Annotated in this window: 17 protein-coding genes; 3 read left to right on the top strand and 14 right to left on the bottom strand. The window is 31.2% G+C overall.

Translation table 11 applies throughout. The annotated features are described in order from the left end of the window. The first annotated feature begins 203 nt into the window (after positions 1 to 203). Complete coding sequence (locus CLU81_RS01895) at positions 204 to 1,217, top strand: zinc-binding alcohol dehydrogenase family protein (protein WP_099708284.1); 1,014 nt, start codon at positions 204 to 206, stop codon at positions 1,215 to 1,217. Positions 1,218 to 1,280: 63 nt separating this feature from the next. On the opposite strand, the gene CLU81_RS01890 is transcribed toward CLU81_RS01895, so the two are convergent. The 7 genes from CLU81_RS01890 to CLU81_RS01860 all read right to left on the bottom strand — a co-directional run bounded on the left by CLU81_RS01890 (position 1,281) and on the right by CLU81_RS01860 (position 8,508). Next, a complete protein-coding gene (locus CLU81_RS01890; RefSeq protein ID WP_099708283.1) occupies positions 1,281 to 1,625 on the bottom strand; it encodes a cupin domain-containing protein in 345 nt (114 codons plus the stop codon). Between the two features lie 11 nt (positions 1,626 to 1,636). After that, positions 1,637 to 2,068 carry a DoxX family protein gene (locus CLU81_RS01885; protein WP_099708282.1) on the bottom strand — a complete coding sequence of 144 codons (432 nt, stop codon included), beginning with the start codon at positions 2,066 to 2,068 and terminating at the stop codon, positions 1,637 to 1,639. Positions 2,069 to 2,155: 87 nt separating this feature from the next. Further along, the gene (locus tag CLU81_RS01880; RefSeq protein WP_099708281.1) at positions 2,156 to 2,950 is read right to left on the bottom strand and encodes an AraC family transcriptional regulator; all 795 of its coding nucleotides are present in this window, start codon (positions 2,948 to 2,950) and stop codon (positions 2,156 to 2,158) included. A 212-nt stretch (positions 2,951 to 3,162) separates the two neighbouring features. Further along, entirely contained in the window at positions 3,163 to 6,153 is a 2,991-nt protein-coding gene (locus CLU81_RS01875; protein ID WP_099708280.1) for an ELWxxDGT repeat protein, read from the bottom strand. A 352-nt stretch (positions 6,154 to 6,505) separates the two neighbouring features. Further along, on the bottom strand, positions 6,506 to 7,006 hold the full coding sequence (locus tag CLU81_RS01870; RefSeq protein ID WP_099708279.1) for an SRPBCC domain-containing protein: 501 nt from the start codon (positions 7,004 to 7,006) through the stop codon (positions 6,506 to 6,508). Continuing rightward, positions 7,003 to 7,323, bottom strand: a complete 321-nt coding sequence (locus tag CLU81_RS01865; RefSeq protein WP_099708278.1) for a helix-turn-helix transcriptional regulator — start codon at positions 7,321 to 7,323, stop codon at positions 7,003 to 7,005. Before CLU81_RS01865 ends, CLU81_RS01870 begins: the two co-directional genes overlap by 4 nt. 438 nt (positions 7,324 to 7,761) lie before the next feature. Beyond that, on the bottom strand, positions 7,762 to 8,508 hold the full coding sequence (locus CLU81_RS01860; protein WP_099708277.1) for an NUDIX domain-containing protein: 747 nt from the start codon (positions 8,506 to 8,508) through the stop codon (positions 7,762 to 7,764). A 253-nt stretch (positions 8,509 to 8,761) separates the two neighbouring features. Between CLU81_RS01860 and CLU81_RS01855 the strand changes: the two genes are divergently transcribed. Further along, positions 8,762 to 11,074, top strand: coding sequence for a glycoside hydrolase family 3 N-terminal domain-containing protein (locus CLU81_RS01855; protein ID WP_099708276.1), 2,313 nt, complete (start codon positions 8,762 to 8,764; stop codon positions 11,072 to 11,074). 149 nt (positions 11,075 to 11,223) lie between these two features. Here the strand turns inward: CLU81_RS01855 and CLU81_RS01850 are convergent, their stop codons facing one another. The 6 genes from CLU81_RS01850 to CLU81_RS01825 all read right to left on the bottom strand — a co-directional run bounded on the left by CLU81_RS01850 (position 11,224) and on the right by CLU81_RS01825 (position 17,792). Next, on the bottom strand, positions 11,224 to 12,006 hold the full coding sequence (locus CLU81_RS01850) for a histidine phosphatase family protein (RefSeq protein WP_099708275.1): 783 nt from the start codon (positions 12,004 to 12,006) through the stop codon (positions 11,224 to 11,226). 22 nt (positions 12,007 to 12,028) lie between these two features. Next, positions 12,029 to 14,332: a hypothetical protein gene (locus tag CLU81_RS01845; RefSeq protein ID WP_144444452.1), complete on the bottom strand. Its 2,304-nt coding sequence runs from the start codon at positions 14,330 to 14,332 to the stop codon at positions 12,029 to 12,031. 561 nt (positions 14,333 to 14,893) lie between these two features. Further along, complete coding sequence (locus tag CLU81_RS01840) at positions 14,894 to 15,694, bottom strand: hypothetical protein (protein ID WP_099708273.1); 801 nt, start codon at positions 15,692 to 15,694, stop codon at positions 14,894 to 14,896. A gap of 77 nt (positions 15,695 to 15,771) precedes the next feature. Continuing rightward, the gene (locus CLU81_RS01835) at positions 15,772 to 16,296 is read right to left on the bottom strand and encodes a hypothetical protein (RefSeq protein ID WP_099708272.1); all 525 of its coding nucleotides are present in this window, start codon (positions 16,294 to 16,296) and stop codon (positions 15,772 to 15,774) included. Between the two features lie 246 nt (positions 16,297 to 16,542). After that, positions 16,543 to 17,157, bottom strand: coding sequence for a hypothetical protein (locus tag CLU81_RS01830; protein WP_099708271.1), 615 nt, complete (start codon positions 17,155 to 17,157; stop codon positions 16,543 to 16,545). A 107-nt stretch (positions 17,158 to 17,264) separates the two neighbouring features. Beyond that, a complete protein-coding gene (locus tag CLU81_RS01825; RefSeq protein WP_099708270.1) occupies positions 17,265 to 17,792 on the bottom strand; it encodes a DUF1877 family protein in 528 nt (175 codons plus the stop codon). Between the two features lie 290 nt (positions 17,793 to 18,082). Here CLU81_RS01825 and CLU81_RS01820 point away from each other — a divergent pair, with 290 nt between their 5' ends. Next, entirely contained in the window at positions 18,083 to 18,316 is a 234-nt protein-coding gene (locus CLU81_RS01820; RefSeq protein WP_099708269.1) for a hypothetical protein, read from the top strand. Positions 18,317 to 18,428: 112 nt separating this feature from the next. Here the strand turns inward: CLU81_RS01820 and CLU81_RS01815 are convergent, their stop codons facing one another. After that, complete coding sequence (locus CLU81_RS01815) at positions 18,429 to 19,364, bottom strand: hypothetical protein (protein WP_099708268.1); 936 nt, start codon at positions 19,362 to 19,364, stop codon at positions 18,429 to 18,431. Position 19,365: the final 1 nt, after the last annotated feature.

Raw genomic sequence — 19,365 nt, 5'->3', positions numbered from 1 at the left:
CAAAAATAGGATTTAATTATGGCAATCGTTGTTAAAATTGAATTTTGTAAGAAAAGAAGCTGTTTAAACTTCATTATTTTATTAAAATCCAGCAAAGCTAATTAACGATAAAGATGTACAGAATCATAGTGCATTTGTACAATTTCAAGACGTTTCTTTGTATGTATCTTTGTAATATAAGTTTAAATAAAAAGACAAATAATATGAAAGCAATAGGATTTAAAACCTCATTATCAATGGAAAAGGAAGATAGTTTTATTGAATTTGAAACTTCAAAACCAGTTCCGGGATCACACGATTTATTAGTCAAAATTGAAGCAGTTTCTGTAAATCCGGTAGATTTTAAGATACGTCAAAATAGTGCAAAAGATACTGTTCTCGAAACGCCAAAAATTATTGGTTGGGATGCGGTTGGAATTGTAGAAGCGATTGGCGATAAAGTAAGTTTGTTTAAAGTTGGCGACGAAGTTTATTATGCCGGAGATCTTAATAAACAAGGAAGTAATGCCGAATATCAAATAATCGACGAACGAATTGTTGGTCATAAACCAAAATCAATTTCTATAGAACAAGCCACTGTAATGCCATTAACCGGATTAACAGCTTGGGAAATTTTATTTGACAGAATTCGTATTGATCCGGAAAAAGATAAAGGCAAAACTATTTTAATAATTGGCGGAGCAGGCGGAGTTGGATCGATCGCGATTCAGTTGGCAAAAAAGATTGCCGGATTGACTGTAATCGCTACAGCTTCTCGTTCTGAATCAATTGATTGGTGTAAAGAACAAGGCGCAGATTTTGTGGTAAACCATAGAAATTTGGTAGAAGAAGTTCGTAATGCAGGTTTCCAAAATGTTGATTTTATTTTAGACTTTGTCGATGTAAACCAATATTGGGATGCATTTGTGGAGTTGATAAAACCTCAGGGACATATTGGTTCAATTAGTGATCCTGTAGAGTCAGTAAATCTTCGTCAGTTAAAAGGCAAAAGCGCCAGTTTTCATTGGGAATTAATGTTTACGCGTTCTATGTTTCAAACAGAAGATATCATTCAACAACATCATATTTTAAATAAACTGGCGAATTTATTAGATAACGGAACTATTCAGTCTACTTTAAAAACAACTTTGAATGGTTTGACGGTTGCAAACTTCAAAGAAGCACATCAACTATTAGAATCCGGAAAAACAATTGGTAAAATTGCTATTAGATTCTAAGCAATTAATAAAACAAAAAGCAAGCTAATTAAGCTTGCTTTTTTGTTTCTAATTCAAATCGATTTATTTTAAAATAACCACTTCTTCCGGAACATTAAATAATAAAGTACAACCAGTTCTTGAAAATACCGAATGTGTACTTCCGGGTGGCATGTATAAATAATCTCCGGCTTTTAATTCGTCTTTTCCAGAGCGAACTTCACCTTCAAGAACATAGATTTCTTCTCCCGCAGGATGAATATGATTTGGATACGAAGCGCCTGTATCAAATTTTAATAAAAATGTTGGAGGCCTTTTTGTTACAGCATCAAAACGTAAAAATTTTATATAAATACCGTCTGTTTTAATACCTTCTTCAGCAAGCGGTTTCCAATCTATTTCGCTGCTTTTTGTGATTTGTTTTTCCATTTTAATAATTTTTAATTTGTTTTATTTTTCGAAATAATTTCATCTAAACTCCATCTGTATTTTTCCACAGTTGATAAAAGAAAAGCGGCCATAGAAAATACAAATACCGAATAATCTAAAGGATCTTTTACACCAAAAGAATACGTCATTGCGAGCGCAAATAGAAAAGTTAAAAGTGCCGCAGCAATCGAAACATATTTTGTCTGATAACCAATTAGTAGGAGTAAACCCAAAACCGATTCGGCAATAGTTGCTGCAATCGCAATTGGGAGAATAAAATTTTTTGGAGCAAAAGAATTTACTTTTTCCGTATAAACTAAAAAGCTTTCCCAACCCGAAGAATAATTCCCCCAAAATCCTAACCGACTCGAAACGGCAGATAAAAACCCTGTTGCTAAGGCAATTCGCAAAAGCAAAACTGCATAATCCTGATATCTTTTCATATACTATTTTATAAGTAATTATTACTGATACAAAGATGTTGCAAGTACGCTTGCTAAAGAATAGAGAATCTTGGAAAAAGCATGTAATTAAGAAAGAACAAGTTTTTCTTTATAAGATTTTGGAGAGATATTGGTGTGTTTCTTGAAGAAATTTGAAAAATAAAACGGATCATTAAACCCCAATGCATAAGCGACTTCTTTTACAGATAGTTTTTCATACGTAAAAAGACGTTTAGCTTCGGAAATAATTAATCCAAAAATTACATTTTGAGCAGTTTTATTGGTGTGTAATTTCGAAAGTTCGTTTAGTTTTGATTCCGTTGTATTGATTAAAGCAGCAATTTCGTTTACAGAAAGATTCTTGTCGAAATTCTTTAAAACTGTTTCCAGAAAATGAAGAAATAAAGCATCGGGTTTGTAGATTTCGTCGCCACGATTGATTTTGGTGCGGTTGATTTCAATTAAGATCAATTCGATTCGGCTGTGAATTGAAATCTGATATTGATATGGAGTTTCAATCAGTTCTTTCTTGATTTCTTCTAATTCCCGCATAATAACTTTAGGATTCTCAACTTGAATCATTTCGTTCATTGCAAAATGACAAAACAAACCATTATGGAAAATCAATTCCATATCAGTATCATCTTTACAAAAGAAATCATAAGTAAATTCCAAAACAAATCCGGTTGCATTTTGCAAATCCCTTAAATAATGAATTTGTCCCGAAGTTATCGTAATAACGCAATTTTCAGTCAATAGAAATTCATTTTCATCTACCGAAATCGTAGCGGATCCTGAAGTACAAAAAAGGAGAATGTATTTTAAAACACGTCTCGGATTTTCTAAATCTGTTGCCTGATCAAATGTTTTTATATCAATCATTTGTAGAGAAAGTTTATTTCAAATTTAGGAAAATTTTTGTCAATCTAAAAGGTTGGTATTTTAATGTTACTTTTGAAAAGTCTTCTATTTAAGTTGTGAAGAAGATATCCTTGCTTTGCCGAAGTTAAGTGTGTGATCTATTTTTTTTTTAAAATCCGTAAAGTCTTTTGACCTTACGGATTAGGAGATATTATGAACTTTACATTGTTATTTTAATGTTTAACAATCAATTTTGAATTACTTATTTTTCCATCTGAGAATGTTGCTTTAATGAAATAGATTCCAGTAGGTAATTTACTCACATCGTATTTTATTTCACTTTTTAAGTCTTCATTTAATTGTGCGTGAATTTTTTTACCTACTAAATCCCATACTTCAAATTTACTTATTTCTGAATTATCAAGAGATTTAATATTTACTGCTTTATTTGCAGGATTAGGATATACATTTATTCGTTTTAGATCGGCACTTTTAGGATTTAAATGATCTTCAATACCCAATGAGGAGTTATTTATTTTAGCAATGTAAAGTTCATTACCACTGAAATCATTGTTAGCTTGGAGATATAAATTATTGGCTGTTGCTCCTAAGTCCAATATTGAATTATATCCGGTAAGATTTGAACCATTTAAGACATTTATGTCTAGATCCACGGGTTTATTCATATTATCATTTATCAGCCATATTTTATGAGGAAACATTTCAGCTAGAAATAATAGATTGTCGTTGTAACAAGTCAAGTTCCTTATATATATAAAATCTGTAGTGTCGGATCCTGCTATTTTTTCGGTTATTTTACCATTCGTCCTCCATAATTCTTTATCAGTATTATAGAAATCCTGAATAGTGAAATATACATAATTACCACATGTTAAAATATGCTTGATGCTAAGATTTGGCAATGTTGGAAGAGTTGCTCCATCAAATAATAAAATTGTACCAGCAACAGTTCCATCAGTTCTATAAAGGGCTTTAAAAAAGCTATCAGGGCTCGTAGCTACAAAATATAATTCATTATTGAAAATTGTACTATATTGAATAACACTATCTACATTAGTTGCAAACGTTTTTATATGTTTTGTTCCAGCTGTAGTTCCATCTGATATCCATAAAGCATCTGGTCCAGAATTTCCTGTTGAAGCAAAAATCATTAATTTATTATTTACTGTCTTTAAGATTCTGATATCGTTTAAATCTATTATTTTAACTGTTCCTGACGCAGTTCCATTTGTACTCCATATTCCAGTACCAACATTATCATTAGCAATAAAATAAATTGTATTATTTAGTAAAGTAAATTCTCGAGGATAACTACCATCAAAAGAAATGCCTGTTTCAGCTTTTATATCTTTGATCATATAAGTTCCGGACTCCGTTCCATCACTTCTCCATAATTCAAAACCATTTACTCCATCAGTAGCATTGAAATACAAAATATTATTGATTACAGTAAATGACTGTTTGTTATTGTAATTTTGCATGCTGCTGTTATTACCAGGATTTATGTCTTTTACTATAACAGTACCATTTTCCGTTCCATCACTTTTCCATAATTCATAACCATGGGTACCATCAATTGCACTAAAAAATAAAGTACCATTTATTACTTTCATTTCAGAGAGATCATCGATAGCATCATAGCCTGGATTTATATCTTTAACTAATTGAGTTCCAGTAATAGTTCCGTCGCTTTTAAATAATTGTTTTCCATATTCTTTTCCTTGTGCTTTAAAAAACATATTTCCATTAACATCTGTAAATTTAGAAGGACTACTGCTATTTGAATAATTTAGATCTGCAAAAAAAGAAGTTCCAGCCACTGTTCCGTCTGTACTCCATAATTCATTTCCATTTGTTTCATTTTCACCTGTTAAAATGGTAACATTATTAACAGTAACGAAGCTTGGTATGAATCCTGAAATGTTTTTGGCTTTAATATTTGCTAATTCAAATGTACCATTTAATGTACCATCACTAGACCAAAGTTTTCTTTCTGAGTAATTGGTGGTGGTAGCATAAAATAGAAGTTTATTATTTATTTTATCGACATAAAAATTTTCTACATATGACGATGCATCTCCATTATTAATATCTTTTAATAAAATTGTACCATTCAATGTTCCATCAGTTTTCCATATTTCGAAACCATGAATATTGTCGTCTGCAATAAAATATACTTCATTATTAAATTCAATGAACTTATTATTATACTTTATGCTGTTAGCTGTTGTGTTGTTAATATTACGAATCAGTGAAGTTCCAGATTCTGTTCCATCACTTTTCCATATTTCAGATCCATTAATTCCATCATAAGCTTCAAAAACTATTAAATTATTTAATACTGCTCCTTTTATAACATATGAACTGGAATTAGAACCCGGCATGATATCCTTTACGATGGTCGTTCCAGATTCAGTGCCATCACTTTTCCATAATTCAAAACCTTTTGCACCATCATTTGCGAAAAAATAAAAATTATTATTCATAACTAGAAATTGATTTCCAAACTGGAATGCAGAATATTTTGGATTAATTTTATTAACCATTAAAGTTCCAGATTCTGTTCCGTCAGTTTTCCATAGTTGAGTTCCATTTACCCCATCGTCAGCTACAAAATATAGATTATTTTTAAAAACAAATAAACTATTGGGGTTACTGTTTCCATTAGGATTTATATCTTTGACCATATGAGTTCCGGATTCAGTCCCGTCACTTGTCCATAATTCAAAGCCATTAGTTTCATTCGTGGCAATAAAATATAATTTACCATTACAATTTAATAAACCTGATGGACCGTAATAATCATCACTATTGTTTGGTCTTATGTCTTTAATGATTTTAGTTCCAGGCTCAGTTCCATCACTTTTCCATAATTCAGTACCATGTAAATCATCAGAAGCTGTGAAATATAAAATGTCATTGATGACAACTAATGAACTTGGGTTTGAAGAATTTAGACCGGTTTTAATATCCTTAATCATTTGCGTTCCTTGTTTTGTGCCATCAGAGTACCATAATTCCTGACCGTTTTTTTTATTGTAACCATCTGTGGCTGAAAAATAGAAGCCGGATTTAGTAGCTGTAAAGTTTTGAGGATCACTGTCTTCATGGAAATTTAGCTCTACTAAACTTGCATCGATCGATTGTGAATGTGCTAAATTAAAAAGGGTGATAATAAGGATGAGAGTAAAGTTGTATTTCATTTAGTCTTTTAATGGTATTATAAATGTTTCGTTGTTTTGAAAAGATCTAGAATCTTGTCGTAGATAATTTTCTGACAAACGAATATAGTAATTAAAATAGCAATTTGACTAAAGGTTTAATTTTTTTGTTGTGTTTTTCTAATGTTAAATTTTAAAATCTTTATAGGGTTATTTTTTTTTTATCTCATTTTATATCATAAAAAATGACGGTATTTTATATTGCCGTCATCTTAAGGTAAACATTATAATTATTCATTTTGAATGTCTTATAAGCTGAATTTTTAAGGTTGTATATAGCTGTTTTTTTTGAAAAAAAAATGTTTTTTTTTATTCTTGTCTATATTTTTTAAAATCACTTCTGAGACAACGTTTCCAATAACTTTTCTAAGTTATCGATACTCATTTTAAAGCCTTCTGAAAAGCCCATTTCAATCATTTTTTCCAGACGTTCAAGAGATTCATTAAAAATGGCAATATTCACTTTTGTGATGCCATTTTCTTCGCTAAAAGTATGATCCCAATTAGAACCAGGCAATTCGCGATTTTCCTCTTTATCAGCAAAAGTGTTGAACATTTTAAAATTTGTTTTTGGCGTAATCGATGTATATTCCTGAATCGCCCAACGCTCCAATCCTTCGGGGCTTACCATGGCATAGAATCTTCGTCCGCCAACTTCAAAATTCATGTATTTTGTTTTAGACGACCATGGTTTTGGCGCAACCCATTGATCCAGAAGTTCCGGTTTAGTAAAAGCGTCCCAAACCAACGGAAGTTCTGCAGCAAATTCTCTCGTAATAAATACCGTTTTTATGGCTTTGTCAACGGTAAAATCAAATTGCAAATCTTTTTTCATTTTTTCTGTTCTTTAAGTGTTAATAGTATTTCGTCAAGCTGATTAAATTTGGTTTCCCAAATAGCTCTAAATTGGTTAATCCATTTGTCGATCTCTTTCATTTTTTCAATTTCAAGTGAATAATAAATTTCTCTGCCTTGTTGTTCCTGTTTGATCAGGTCGCATTCTACAAGTATCCGCAGGTGTTTAGAAACAGACTGTCGGGTCGTGTTAAAGTTCTCCGCAATGGCATTTGGAGTCATTGCCTGCATTGCAATTAAGGCAATAATGGACCGCCTTGTCGGATCGGCAATTGCCTGAAAAATATCTCGTCTCATAATATTCCGGTTTTAATTACGAAGCCAATCGGTTGCAAATATACATGCAACTATTCGGTTTCGCAATTTTTTTGACATTTATTTTTAAAAATAATTTACTAAAGACATTAAATAACAGTGTTTTATATAAGGTAAATTGTCATCCTGAGCGATCCCGACACTTCGGGAGAATGCTTATAGAACTAAAATTATAATAGCAATAAACACATTAAAAGGTTAGAATTTGGGAATTTATTGTTTGGAATTTTAATTTGAAGCTATTTCCTGCTGTCCTTCCAAATCTTTTACTTTTTAAAGAAAAAAGTAAAAGGATTTTCCCTCCCATCAGGGCTAGGGCATTGGGTTTTATTAGAAGATTTGGTTTTTGATAAAGTAAATTTTAGTATTAACAGAAAGATTAAAAACGTTATGATTCTCTGTCTTTTTTGAGTATAATATTTACCAACTTCCCTTTAAGCCATCTTTTAGAGCAGCATTATATTTTTCTAAATTAAAACTATACAAATCGGGAGCTTTATGGGCACCGCCTTTTCTTGATTCGTCTAGTTTTGTCAGGATGTCGTATCTCAAAATTTTTCGGTAAAAATTGCCTCGATTTAATTTTTTGCCCAAAATAATCTCATATAATTTCTGTAATTCAGGCATAGTAAATTTCTCAGGTAAGAGATTGTAACCAATAGGATGATTGTTTAATTGCTCACGCAGCGTAAGAAGTGCTTTGTCAAATATCGTTCTGTGATCCATCATAAATGGCGGCAAATCATCGATAGATTGCCATTCGCATGCATTTGAAATGTCATCAATAATTAGCTTCACTTTCGAATAATCAGCAAGAGCATAATATCCTATCGAAACGAAGCGCTGTTTGTTCCATAAGTTATCCTCGTAATCCTGAAAAACACTTTCAGAACGATTTAAGTTACCAAACGTATAAAATTGTTGGAGATAGATATTTTCAGTACCGGTTCTGTCTTTTAAAATACGAATTGCAGCGTCATCAACATTCTCATCTTTCTGAACGTAACCTCCCGGCAATCCCCATGAATCCTGATTTCTAAGTTTAATCGTCAGAACCTGAAGCGAAGTATCTTTAAAACTAAAAATAACACAATCAATCGAGAGCGTTGGAATATATTTTTTCCAAGCCTCTACAGAATTTTGCTCAACTAATTTTTTAAATTCCATTCTTTACAATTAAATTCAAATTTACTCTTTTTTGATTCTAACTCATACTGAGTTCTAATTTTATCCTGCAAATCTCATTTCTTTTTTGTTTTCATTAGTGATTTTTTATAATAAGATGGTTTTCTAATATCTGATTTTTATGGGATTATAGAAATTAAGTAGCCATTTATTTGTTGATATGAAAAATTGTAATTAATATTGCTTCGTAATGAAGCAATGAAAAGTTACAAAAGTAAAACTAAATTACGAACTCATGAAAAAAAGAATTATTTCAGCCGGCTTAGCCTTTTTGATAGGTGCTTCGTTACAGGCTCAAAGTGAAAATTTCACGATTATAAAAAATAATAAAGGAGCAGATTTAGGATATTCTCCTGAATCTGGGATTAAAATTCTAACTGTTGACGGAAAGAAATTTAAAGATTTAAACAAAAACGGAAAACTCGATAAATATGAAGATTGGCGACTTTCTGCAGATGAACGTGCCAAGGATTTAGCTTCAAAAATGTCTGTTGAACAAATCGCAGGATTAATGCTTTATAGTCGTCATCAGGCTTTGCCGGCAGGAATTTCAGGTTTTATGGCAGGGACCTACAGCGGAAAACCATTTCCTGAGAGTAATGCAAAAGCTTACGACCTGACAGATCAGCAAAAAGCTTTTTTAAAAGAGGATAATCTTCGTCATGTCTTAATCACAAGCGTCGAAAGTCCTGAAACAGCTGCTTTATGGAACAATAGAATGCAGGCTTTTGTAGAAGGTATTGGTTTAGGAATCCCAAGTAATACAAGTACAGATCCGCGTCATAATGCTGTTGTAACGGCAGAGTTTAACGCAGGAGCAGGAGGGACGATATCAATGTGGCCTGATGGTTTGGGAATGGCAGCAACTTTTGATCCGAAAATTGTAGAACAGTTTGGACAAATAGCTGCCAAAGAATATCGCGCTTTAGGAATCGCTACGGCACTTTCGCCACAAATAGATTTAGGTTCAGAGCCAAGATGGTATAGAATTTCGATGACTTTTGGCGAAAGCCCGGCTTTAACCAGAGATATGGGACGTGCCTATATTGATGGTTTTCAAACTTCATACGGAAAAGATGAAATTAAAGACGGTTGGGGATACAAAAGTGTCAATGCAATGGTTAAACACTGGCCAAGCGGTGGTGCCGAAGAAGGCGGACGTGACGGACATTGGGCTTACGGGAAATTTGCGGTATATCCCGGAAATAATCTGCAACAGCACATTGATCCTTTTGTAAATGGTGCTTTCAAATTAAAAGGAAAAACCGGAAAAGCTTCTGCAGTAATGCCATATTACACGATCAGTTTTGATCAGGATAAAAAGTACAATGAAAATGTAGCAAATGGTTACAGCAAATATATTATTACAGATTTATTAAGAGATAAATACGGTTACGATGGTGTTGTTTGTACAGATTGGCTAATTACTGCAGATGAAGGAAAAACTCCAAATGTGTTTGCAGGAAAACCATGGGGAGTTGAGAATCTTTCGATTGCCGAAAGACATTATAAAGCGATTATTGCAGGCGTAGATCAATTTGGCGGAAACAATGATAAAAAACCTGTTCTCGAAGCCTATGATATGGGAGTAAAAGAATACGGAGAATCATTTATGAGAGCTCGTTTTGAAAGATCAGCAGTGCGATTATTAAAAAACATTTTTAGAGTTGGTCTTTTCGAAAATCCATATTTAAATGTTGCCGAAACAAAAGAAATTGTTGGAAATCCTGAATTTATGAAAGCGGGATATGATGCTCAGTTAAAATCTGTAGTGTTGTTAAAAAACAAAACTTCACTTCTTCCTGTAAAAGAAAAGAAAACCGTTTTTATTCCAAAGATTTATACCGCTTCGACCAAAGATTGGTGGGGAATTCCAAGTCAGCCAAAACTTGATTATCCGGTAAATCTTGAGTTGGTAAAAAAATATTATAATGTTACCGAAGATCCTACAAAAGCAGATTTTGCAATTGTTTTTGTAACCAGTCCGCAAAGTCTAGAAGGAGGTTATGATTTAAAAGACAGACAGAATGGAAGCAATGGTTACGTGCCAATTTCACTACAATACGGCACTTATACAGCAACCGAAGCCAGAACCAAAAGTATCGCTGCCGGAGATCAGGTTATTGATCCAATGATAAAAGACAGAACGTATAAAAACAAAACAGTTACTGTTGCCAATACAATGGATTTAAGAACGATTCTGGATACAAAAGATATGATGAACGGAAAACCGGTTATTGTATCTGTTACAGCTTCAAAACCAATGATTTTTAATGAATTTGAAAAAGAAGTTGATGGAATTGTTTTAAACTTTGGAGTTTCGACACAAGCTGTTTTGGATATTATCTCCGGAAAAACAGAACCATCAGGATTGCTTCCGGTTCAGATGCCAGCAAATATGGAAACTGTCGAAAAACAATTTGAAGACGTACCATACGATATGATTCCGCATAAAGACAGCGAAGGAAATGTTTATGATTTTGCTTATGGATTAAACTGGAAAGGTGTTATAAAAGATACCAGAACTGAAACTTATAAAAAACAGTAATTCACAAAAACGCAAAGACACTCTATACTGATTGTTATAAATTTAAAATAAATAAAAATCGGGTAGCTTAATTTAAGCTACCCGATTTTTTTATGCAAATATTGAAATGATTAAAGAACTAAATCATTTAAAATGAGTCGAACAGATTGTTACAATTCTTTCTTTCCTTTTTCTATGTAGCTCGTATCTCCAAAAGATTCTACGGTAAATTTGCCATTTTCGTAGATTACTTTGCATACAGAAGCATTTGCCATATGAGAACGCGCAACTTCTTCGCCAGATATATTAGACAACATAGTACCAATCGCCATTCCGTGTCCTACTATAAAAATATTTCCCCCGCCAGTTGCAGCTTCTTTTTCTGCAATATTTCTCAATGCATTTTGTGTGCGTGTTCTTACTTGTTCATAATCCTCGGCCATATTTAGTTTGTCAAGTATTTTTACAACTTTCAAAGGTTCATTTACTCCGTTTACTTTTACATCGGCAAAAAGATCTTCAGTAGTTTTAAAATGAAGATAAATCGCAATATCTCCCCACATTTTAGAATTCAGATCGGCTTCATAACTTCCAAAATTGGTTTCTCTCAAACCTTCAGTTTCTGTAATAGGTATTTTTTTATCTCCTTTTGCTTTTAATACAATATTAGTGGTTTGTGTTGCACGTCCTAAATCACTTGTATAAGCCGCTTTAAAGTCAATTCCTTTAAGGCCTTTGCCTAAAAATTCAGCAACCTGAATTCCTTCTGGAGTTAATGGCGCATCAGACCAGCCTTGTACTCTGTCAAGCGTGTTAAGCATTGTTTTGCCATGTCGGGCAATATAGAAAGTCACTGTTTTTGATTTTGCTGTTGTTTTCGACTTTTGAGCCGTAATAGTTGAGGTTATTCCAAAAAGGAAAACTGCTAATAAGAAGATTTTGTATGTTTTCATGGTGATCGTTTTTTGTTAAAAATTATAATTTTGCTTTTATACCAAATTCAACTGTAAAAGGACGGATATAAGTCCCCACTAAAGGTCTTCCGTCAAAAGCTTGCGCTTGTTCAATAGAAGTTGTATTAGTTCCTGAAATAGATCCTTGCGCTCCTTTTTGATTTAAAAAGTTTACGACATTAAGGTTTAGATCAATTTTTTTGTTCAACTTACGTGCAACACCGCCAAAGGTTTCCCAACGGCTTGCGAAGAATAAGGTATTTGGATAATTTGCGGCTTCTTTACTAAAATAACGAGCACTAAGCCATAGTTTCCAGTCATTATAAGTATAACTAGGATCTAATTCTATAAGTACTTTTGAAACACTGCGTGCAGTACCACCACTAAAATCATAAACCTTATTTCCTTCGGCAGGAACTTCGCTTAGATCGACAATAAAGTTTTTATATTCCGGATTCTGAAACGTTAATAGCGCATGAAATTTAAAGTTCTTAAATGGTTTAACTTCCATATCAGTTGTCCAGCCTATTGTTTGAATATCATAGGTAATCGTTTGTTTGTGTCCGCCTTGAAAAGAAGAATTGTTCTTAAAATTATTACGTTGGATATACGTAATTTTAGATACCAAACTTAGTATAGGGTGATTAAAATAAGTTCCTACAGAAGCTCCGGGAATTTGTGAAGGAGTAACATTAGGATCATCAGCACCAGAATAACTGCTTAGATTTCCTGCTACTTCGGTATAAGAAAGATCAGTTAAAAAACCAACATTACTAAATGTTTTATGAAGAAAACTAGCGGTAAAAGCTTTATTAAACCAATCTTTTTGAACGTTTTCTCTTCGTGACATATCGATTTGATTGTTCGTAAATCCATCTGCTTTCGCAGCATCTCTGCTAGATTTAGGATACCACATTCCATCGATGCGTTGCCATTCTAATCGGGCTCCAAAATTAAGATCAATTTTATTATTTACAGTCCACTTTTCTGTGGCATAAACTGCTAGTTTATTTTCATGACCCGTATAATATTGTAATGCACTGTTATAACCTGAGTTTCCGTAATCATCAACTCCTGTTGCGTTTATCCAGTTTCCGCTTGCATCTTTAGTCTGAGTGATTAATTTAGAAGGATTTGCCGCTACTTCCTGAACCATATTATAAGTCGACTGGTAATAATTGTCGATATCATAGTAATAATCAGCTAAGCCAACTAACCAATGATGTTTTTGCGTTTTCTTGCTCAAATCTACTTTTCCCATAATGGTATTTTGAGAAATTTTTGGCGTCGCTAGCATTGCAACTCCCTGTACGTAATTTCCCTGATAAACCTCATTTTGATTATCAGCATATACAAAACGATTTTTGGCCGGATCAATTTTTCCAAGATTAGTGTAATACGGATTATACAAACCTGATTTGGCATTTTGAAAACGAACAATATAATCTAGTTTCATACCATTGTTCAAAGCATTTTTACCCATTACATCAACGACATTTGTTGTAGAACCCATATCTTTCATTTGGTCCAACGTCTCTCTTTGTCCCGAAATAGGATTAATAATAGTCGATTTTCCGGATCGTTCCAGATATGAATCTCGTCCTATTTTAAAATCTCCAAACTGGCTTATCGTTCCATCCAGATTATAGATATACGGACTTACTTTTGAAGTAATTGATTCAGAATTTGCAAATTTGTACTGAACCGAAATTTCTCCTTTTCCATCATTGTATTTCTTTGTAATAACACCTTTATAGATTTGTGTTTTATCGAAATAATTAGTGAAATCCGAATTAAAAGTTCCAGGATCAAAATTCAGAAATATACTTGCGGCATAATACCAATTGTTTTTTAAAGGACCGCTAACACTCACATCACCTCTTAAAAGTCCAAAACTATTGGTATTAAAAGCTAAATTTTGTTCGTGTTTTTCTGTTCCTCTATTCGAAAAAGTACTTACTGAAACTCCTACATCTCCCACAGAAATTGCCGTTTCACCAACGGTTTGCACTTGAAATTTGCTAAAACTCGATCCTGCACGCCAAACACTCGTAGGACCTTGACCAGACCAATTGTAAACAACAGGAAGTCCGTTTTCTAAAATCGTCGTACCGCCAATACTTGCCGGTAAACCAATATTTACATTTCTTGGTCCGTTATCATTAGAAGCGTTAAGCATCATATTTTGAGCTTGTTCCTTTACTAATTTTGTCTCTTTTTTGTCCTTTTCGACTTTTGCGATACTATCGTTTTTTACCTGCGAATAACTGTTAACACCAAATAACATACTTGCAATGGCAATTCCATTTATAATTCTACATCTCATGGCTACATATTTTAATTTTTTTGACTCTTGATTTGCTTTATAAAATTTTAATATTGAGTCTTGTAAGGTACCTGATAAGACAAAACAATTTTATAAAACTATTGCTTCATTATGAAGCAATAAAAAGCTAATGTAATGAGATTTTAAATTAAAGACTGTTAAAGTTTGTATTTTTTATAAGAAAAATTTTATATAAAAAACGATGTAGTATTTTTATAAAGGAAGAAATAATGAGGATAATGTTGTAAAGATGCTAAAACACAAAGTTTTTTATATAAACCAATTTGTTGCACTAAACCAATCTCGATCCAGAATCTTTGAGATAGGAGAGGGCATATAAAGTCGAAACAACAACACTAATCACACGGTAAATGTTGGAATTTGGAGTTTATCTATTTGAATTTTAATTTGAAGCTATTTCCTGCTGTCCTTCCAAATCTTTTACTTTTTAAAGAAAAAAGTAAAAGGATTTTCCCTCCCATCAGGGCTAGGGCATTTGGTTTTATGAGAAGATTTGGTTCTTAAGAAAGATTAGAGGTAATCCTAAATAAATCTTGTTTGTTAGTTGATGTTTCTAATAAACCAATTGATATAGCCATCTTTTATATTTTCAAAATTTACTTCTTTAATTAATAAAGATTCTTTTGGTAATATTTTCAATAAAATAAGATTTACATTTAAGTTTATTATTTGGGTTATATTATCGCTTTTTAGAATTGGTTGACCCAAAATTGAATTGAAATCCATTCTGTCAGTCAAAGTAGAATTTGCGTAGCCTAATCTTGCAAAATTCCAAGCATCAGAAAATGCCATAAAGGTGTCTGTTTTTGGTTTTACATCTTCAATGTATTTTTCAAAGTTTTTTAAACTTTGAATTTCTTTAATTTTTTCTTTTCCAGAATCGTCAATTTTTCCAGTTTCGTCGTCAATAAACAAAAACTTTACTTCGTTTTTTTTCGCAATTTTTAGAATCTCCTTTTCTGATATTCTTGTAGAAAATTTTGAACTTAAGAAATCAGCATTAAAATTATCTTCATGTTGGTTTAACTGTTTAAGGAGGTTTTCAAACTCTTCCTTTGCAATTTTATTATTTGGAAATTTCAAGATTGTATCAGAAACTTTTCGGTCGTTTTTTAAGGTTTCAGGATTATATACATATTTATTTGAAATAGATTGAAATTCTGTGAGAACGAAATCTTCATCATTTATAGTAAATTTAAAAATTTCTTTTTTTTCATATTCTCCCGTTTTTCCAAAGTTGTAATGGCCAACAGAATAATCTATAATATACTCTTTTCCTGAAGAAGTTTGTCCAATTGCATTCGTCGAGCAAATAAAAAGTATAAATAATAGTCTAATCATAATTGGATTTGTTTCAAATATATTTCAGCTAAACGAAAATACAAATTATGATAAATTAAAGAAGCCTTGAAATCGAATTAGAAGTTTAATTTTACTGGAAATGTTTTCAGTTTTTGGTTTTTTTTATCTTTAATTTTAGAAGAATTAAAAATATCATATGGTATTGCAGTAATGATTAGATGTTCTTTTTTACCATCATTATCGATATCTCTATCAATAGCAAAAGTAAAAAGTTTTTCCGTTAAAGAAATTACTTTATATTCGTCAACTATGACTGTTCCAAAATAAAAATTAATATGATCGCCAGCAGGTTCCCATGTTAAGATAGATTGATTGCCACTGCAATAAGTATTTGTGAAATAAATTTCATCATATTGATACATTTGCCCTTCATTGTTTCTATACGTAAAATAATCCTTAAAGCAATCTGGATTATGATCATAGAGATAAAGGTTTCCTTGCAATAGAACGGTGTCATATGTCCAGGTTTTTAGTAATAAGCTGGGTTCAAATGTTAGGGGTTCAGCGATAGGAGGATTTTCATTACTATTGCAAGAAGCGAATAGTAAGACTATAAAAGTTAGAAATCTTAATTTTTTCATTTATAAATTTATTTTATGTGCGATCACTAGCAGAACAAATGACTTTTTTATTATTGATGAAAGTTTTTAGATTACCAATAATGTGATCGACTTTTCTTAGAAATAACAAATCTAACTAAAAAGGTAATTTATCGCTAAAGTTAAATTGAAAAACATTTTCTAAATTTTGAATTTCAGTTTGATTAACGAAAGGTTCTTGATAGGACAATTTTCTTGCTGGTAAATACAATAGTTTTTATACTCAGTTTACTTAGGAGTTATTAATTTTGAACTTTTATATTTCCATTTTTTTAATTGCTCATTGTATTCAAATATATTTTCGGATAATTGATAGGCATTTGCATGAACGTATGTTACTAGCCTTTTACTTTTTATGATAAATTTTGAAGGGAAAAATTCCATTTGTGAGGTTAAAAATTCATCTAATGCAAAGTTTTTATTTTTGTCCTGAATGTAAAAATTATATGTTGGACCTCCATTTCCTCCGGAATCATTTTTAACAGCAAAATCTTCTCTATTATCAAAATTAAAATCAGTAATTATTAAATCTCCAAAGTCATTATCAATAGCTTTATTGTTTTTATTAATGCCAGTTGAATAAGATCTTACTGTCTTACAATCAATAAAAGTTTTTTCAAAAAGGTAACTTGATCCAAAATTAATTTCTTGCTTTTTATTTGAGATTTTGTTGGAGACTATGATTTTTACAGAATTACTATCAATTTCATTATTAGGGTTTTTTATTTTTCGAACAGTTATTTTAAAATTAAAATCTTTAGATAGATTTTTATGCAGGCAAGTTTGATCAAACGCTACTTTTGAAAAAACGAAACAAACTAATAAAATAATAACATTTTTCATTTCAATTGAGATTCTGTTGTATGTGAATAACCAAAAATTGCACTTGTAAAAATAAACGTCTTGGATAAAACCAATATTAAGGGTTCTATGATAAGTTTTGTTTTAAATCAACCGAAAAATAAAATATAATTTCCATTAATATTTGCCTGAGAAATGGTGTGTTTTAGTAATACCAAACCTTCTTCTAAGTGTCTTTTATTAAATGCTCTGTCTTCGCTTTCGTCATCATGCCAAACCGAAGGATAAATATCGTGTGTATTAAAAAGATCAGCGCTGTAAAAATCTAAAATTTTATCATTTTGAATGTTCTCCAAAACTGAATTAATTTCTTTTATTACTATGGGATTTAAAAAATAGATAGAAGTTGATTCCGGAAAATCTTCAATAGTATCAAAATCAATTTCGCTGAAATTAACATACTCACCAATAAAATCCTGAGGATAAAAAAGCTCTTCTAAAGATTTTGGCAATTGATCGAAATAGTAAGATGAAAACAGGAAAATTAATCCTTCGAAATTTTGATCGAATATAGAAGAATTATCGTCGCTAAAATCTAAATGGAAAGATTCATGATCTTTTGAAAACTCTTCAAAATTGGCTTTACTTATTTGATATAAATTTAGACTTTGACTCATATTAGATTTGGTTTCTTTATTTTAGCTTACGTAATATGGCTTTAATATTTCTTAGCAATTGGAAATGATTAATAAACTAAAACGAAAATAAGTATTTTTTAAATTTAAAAGAACTTATTTTTTATTGATACTGAATACTTATTATTTGAGAGAATTTTCTTTATATTTACCGTTCTTAAATCTTCACATTAAGACGAAATAAAATTTGCCCTTGTAATATGGTTGCATTATTAGAATAATACTAATGCATCTTAATTATCACGGGTTTTATATTCATTAAAATGTAAGTTATGAGTACAAACTCCCTTTCGAAAGAAGCCGAAACAAGGCTTATGAATTTTTTCAACAAGACAATCGAGCCAGAAACGATGGCTAAAGCAATAAGACAACTAAATTATCTACTCGCTTTAGAAGTCATGCGAAAAAATGAAACTCTTCAAAATGAAATCGACAACATAGAAAACAGCTTTTATTGGCTAAATGAATTAGCTGAGGTTTTGAATCCTTATTTGGATGTGGAATAGGATCTTTTCTTTGATATATTATAAAACCTCGATTTTTGTAAGTCGAGGTTTTTTTATATTTTGAATGTTGTCAATCTTTGTGTTTACGAGTGAGACGGTCTCTCCAGTTGTATTACTTTATTATACCTAATTCTGTTAAAATGTCTTTTTTTAATTTACTAAAAGGTCTGTCGCAGAAATTAATTTCATTGTATTGCACACCAAAAACAATTTTATATACATCTTCATAGTTTAGTCCCAAAGATTGATATTTATTAAAAAGTTCTTCAAAATATCTTTCAGAAAATTTGTATCTAATATCAAACAAGTCTTTTAATTCGTCTGAGTGCGCACTCATGATATCTTCTAATTTGAAAATTTCATTAGATTTTTTAATTTTTTTATCGATATCAATATTACCACTTACGATATTTAATTTTACAGAAACATTTGAAGTTCTGCCAATTATAGATGTTACAACATGCGGAACAAAGGCGTAATTATAAAAGTTAATAACTTCATCTTTATAAGGATGTAAATTTGAAATTAAATTAAATTTTTTACGCCCTTTTAATGTACTATTACAAACTTTGCAACTAGGAATTAAATTTTGTACGGATAAGGCAAGTAATGGATTTTCGCTTTTATCGAAAAAATGATCAAATTCTGGTCTAGTTATTTTTTCAATTTTCTTTTTTCCTTTTAAAACAGTAAGAGTGTAGTTACGATTACAATATAAACAAGTTTTTATATTTAATTTTTGTGCTAAATCATATCCGTCATATGCATTGTCTTTTTTTGTTGCAAAATGTTTGTAATTAAAAATTTTAGAAATTTTACCTTTAAGAATTTTTGTTGATTTATAAGTTTTTAATAATTTGAAACTTGAATTTAAGTTTTTGATTTTACTTGGTTTACCTTTAATTATTTCTTCGAGATTCTTTTTTATATATTCCTTAAGTTCTTTATTAATTGTGCTAGAAGCAATTTGAGAATCCAGATAATCCTTAAGAGAATTATAATGTTCATCAATAATATCTTGCCTTGAATTTATATCGAAATAGATCATA

This window comes from Flavobacterium sp. 9 (assembly GCF_002754195.1).
Classification (GTDB): domain Bacteria; phylum Bacteroidota; class Bacteroidia; order Flavobacteriales; family Flavobacteriaceae; genus Flavobacterium.
The sequence above is the reverse complement of the archived record's forward strand: the minus strand, read 5'-3'. Positions and strand labels throughout refer to the sequence as shown.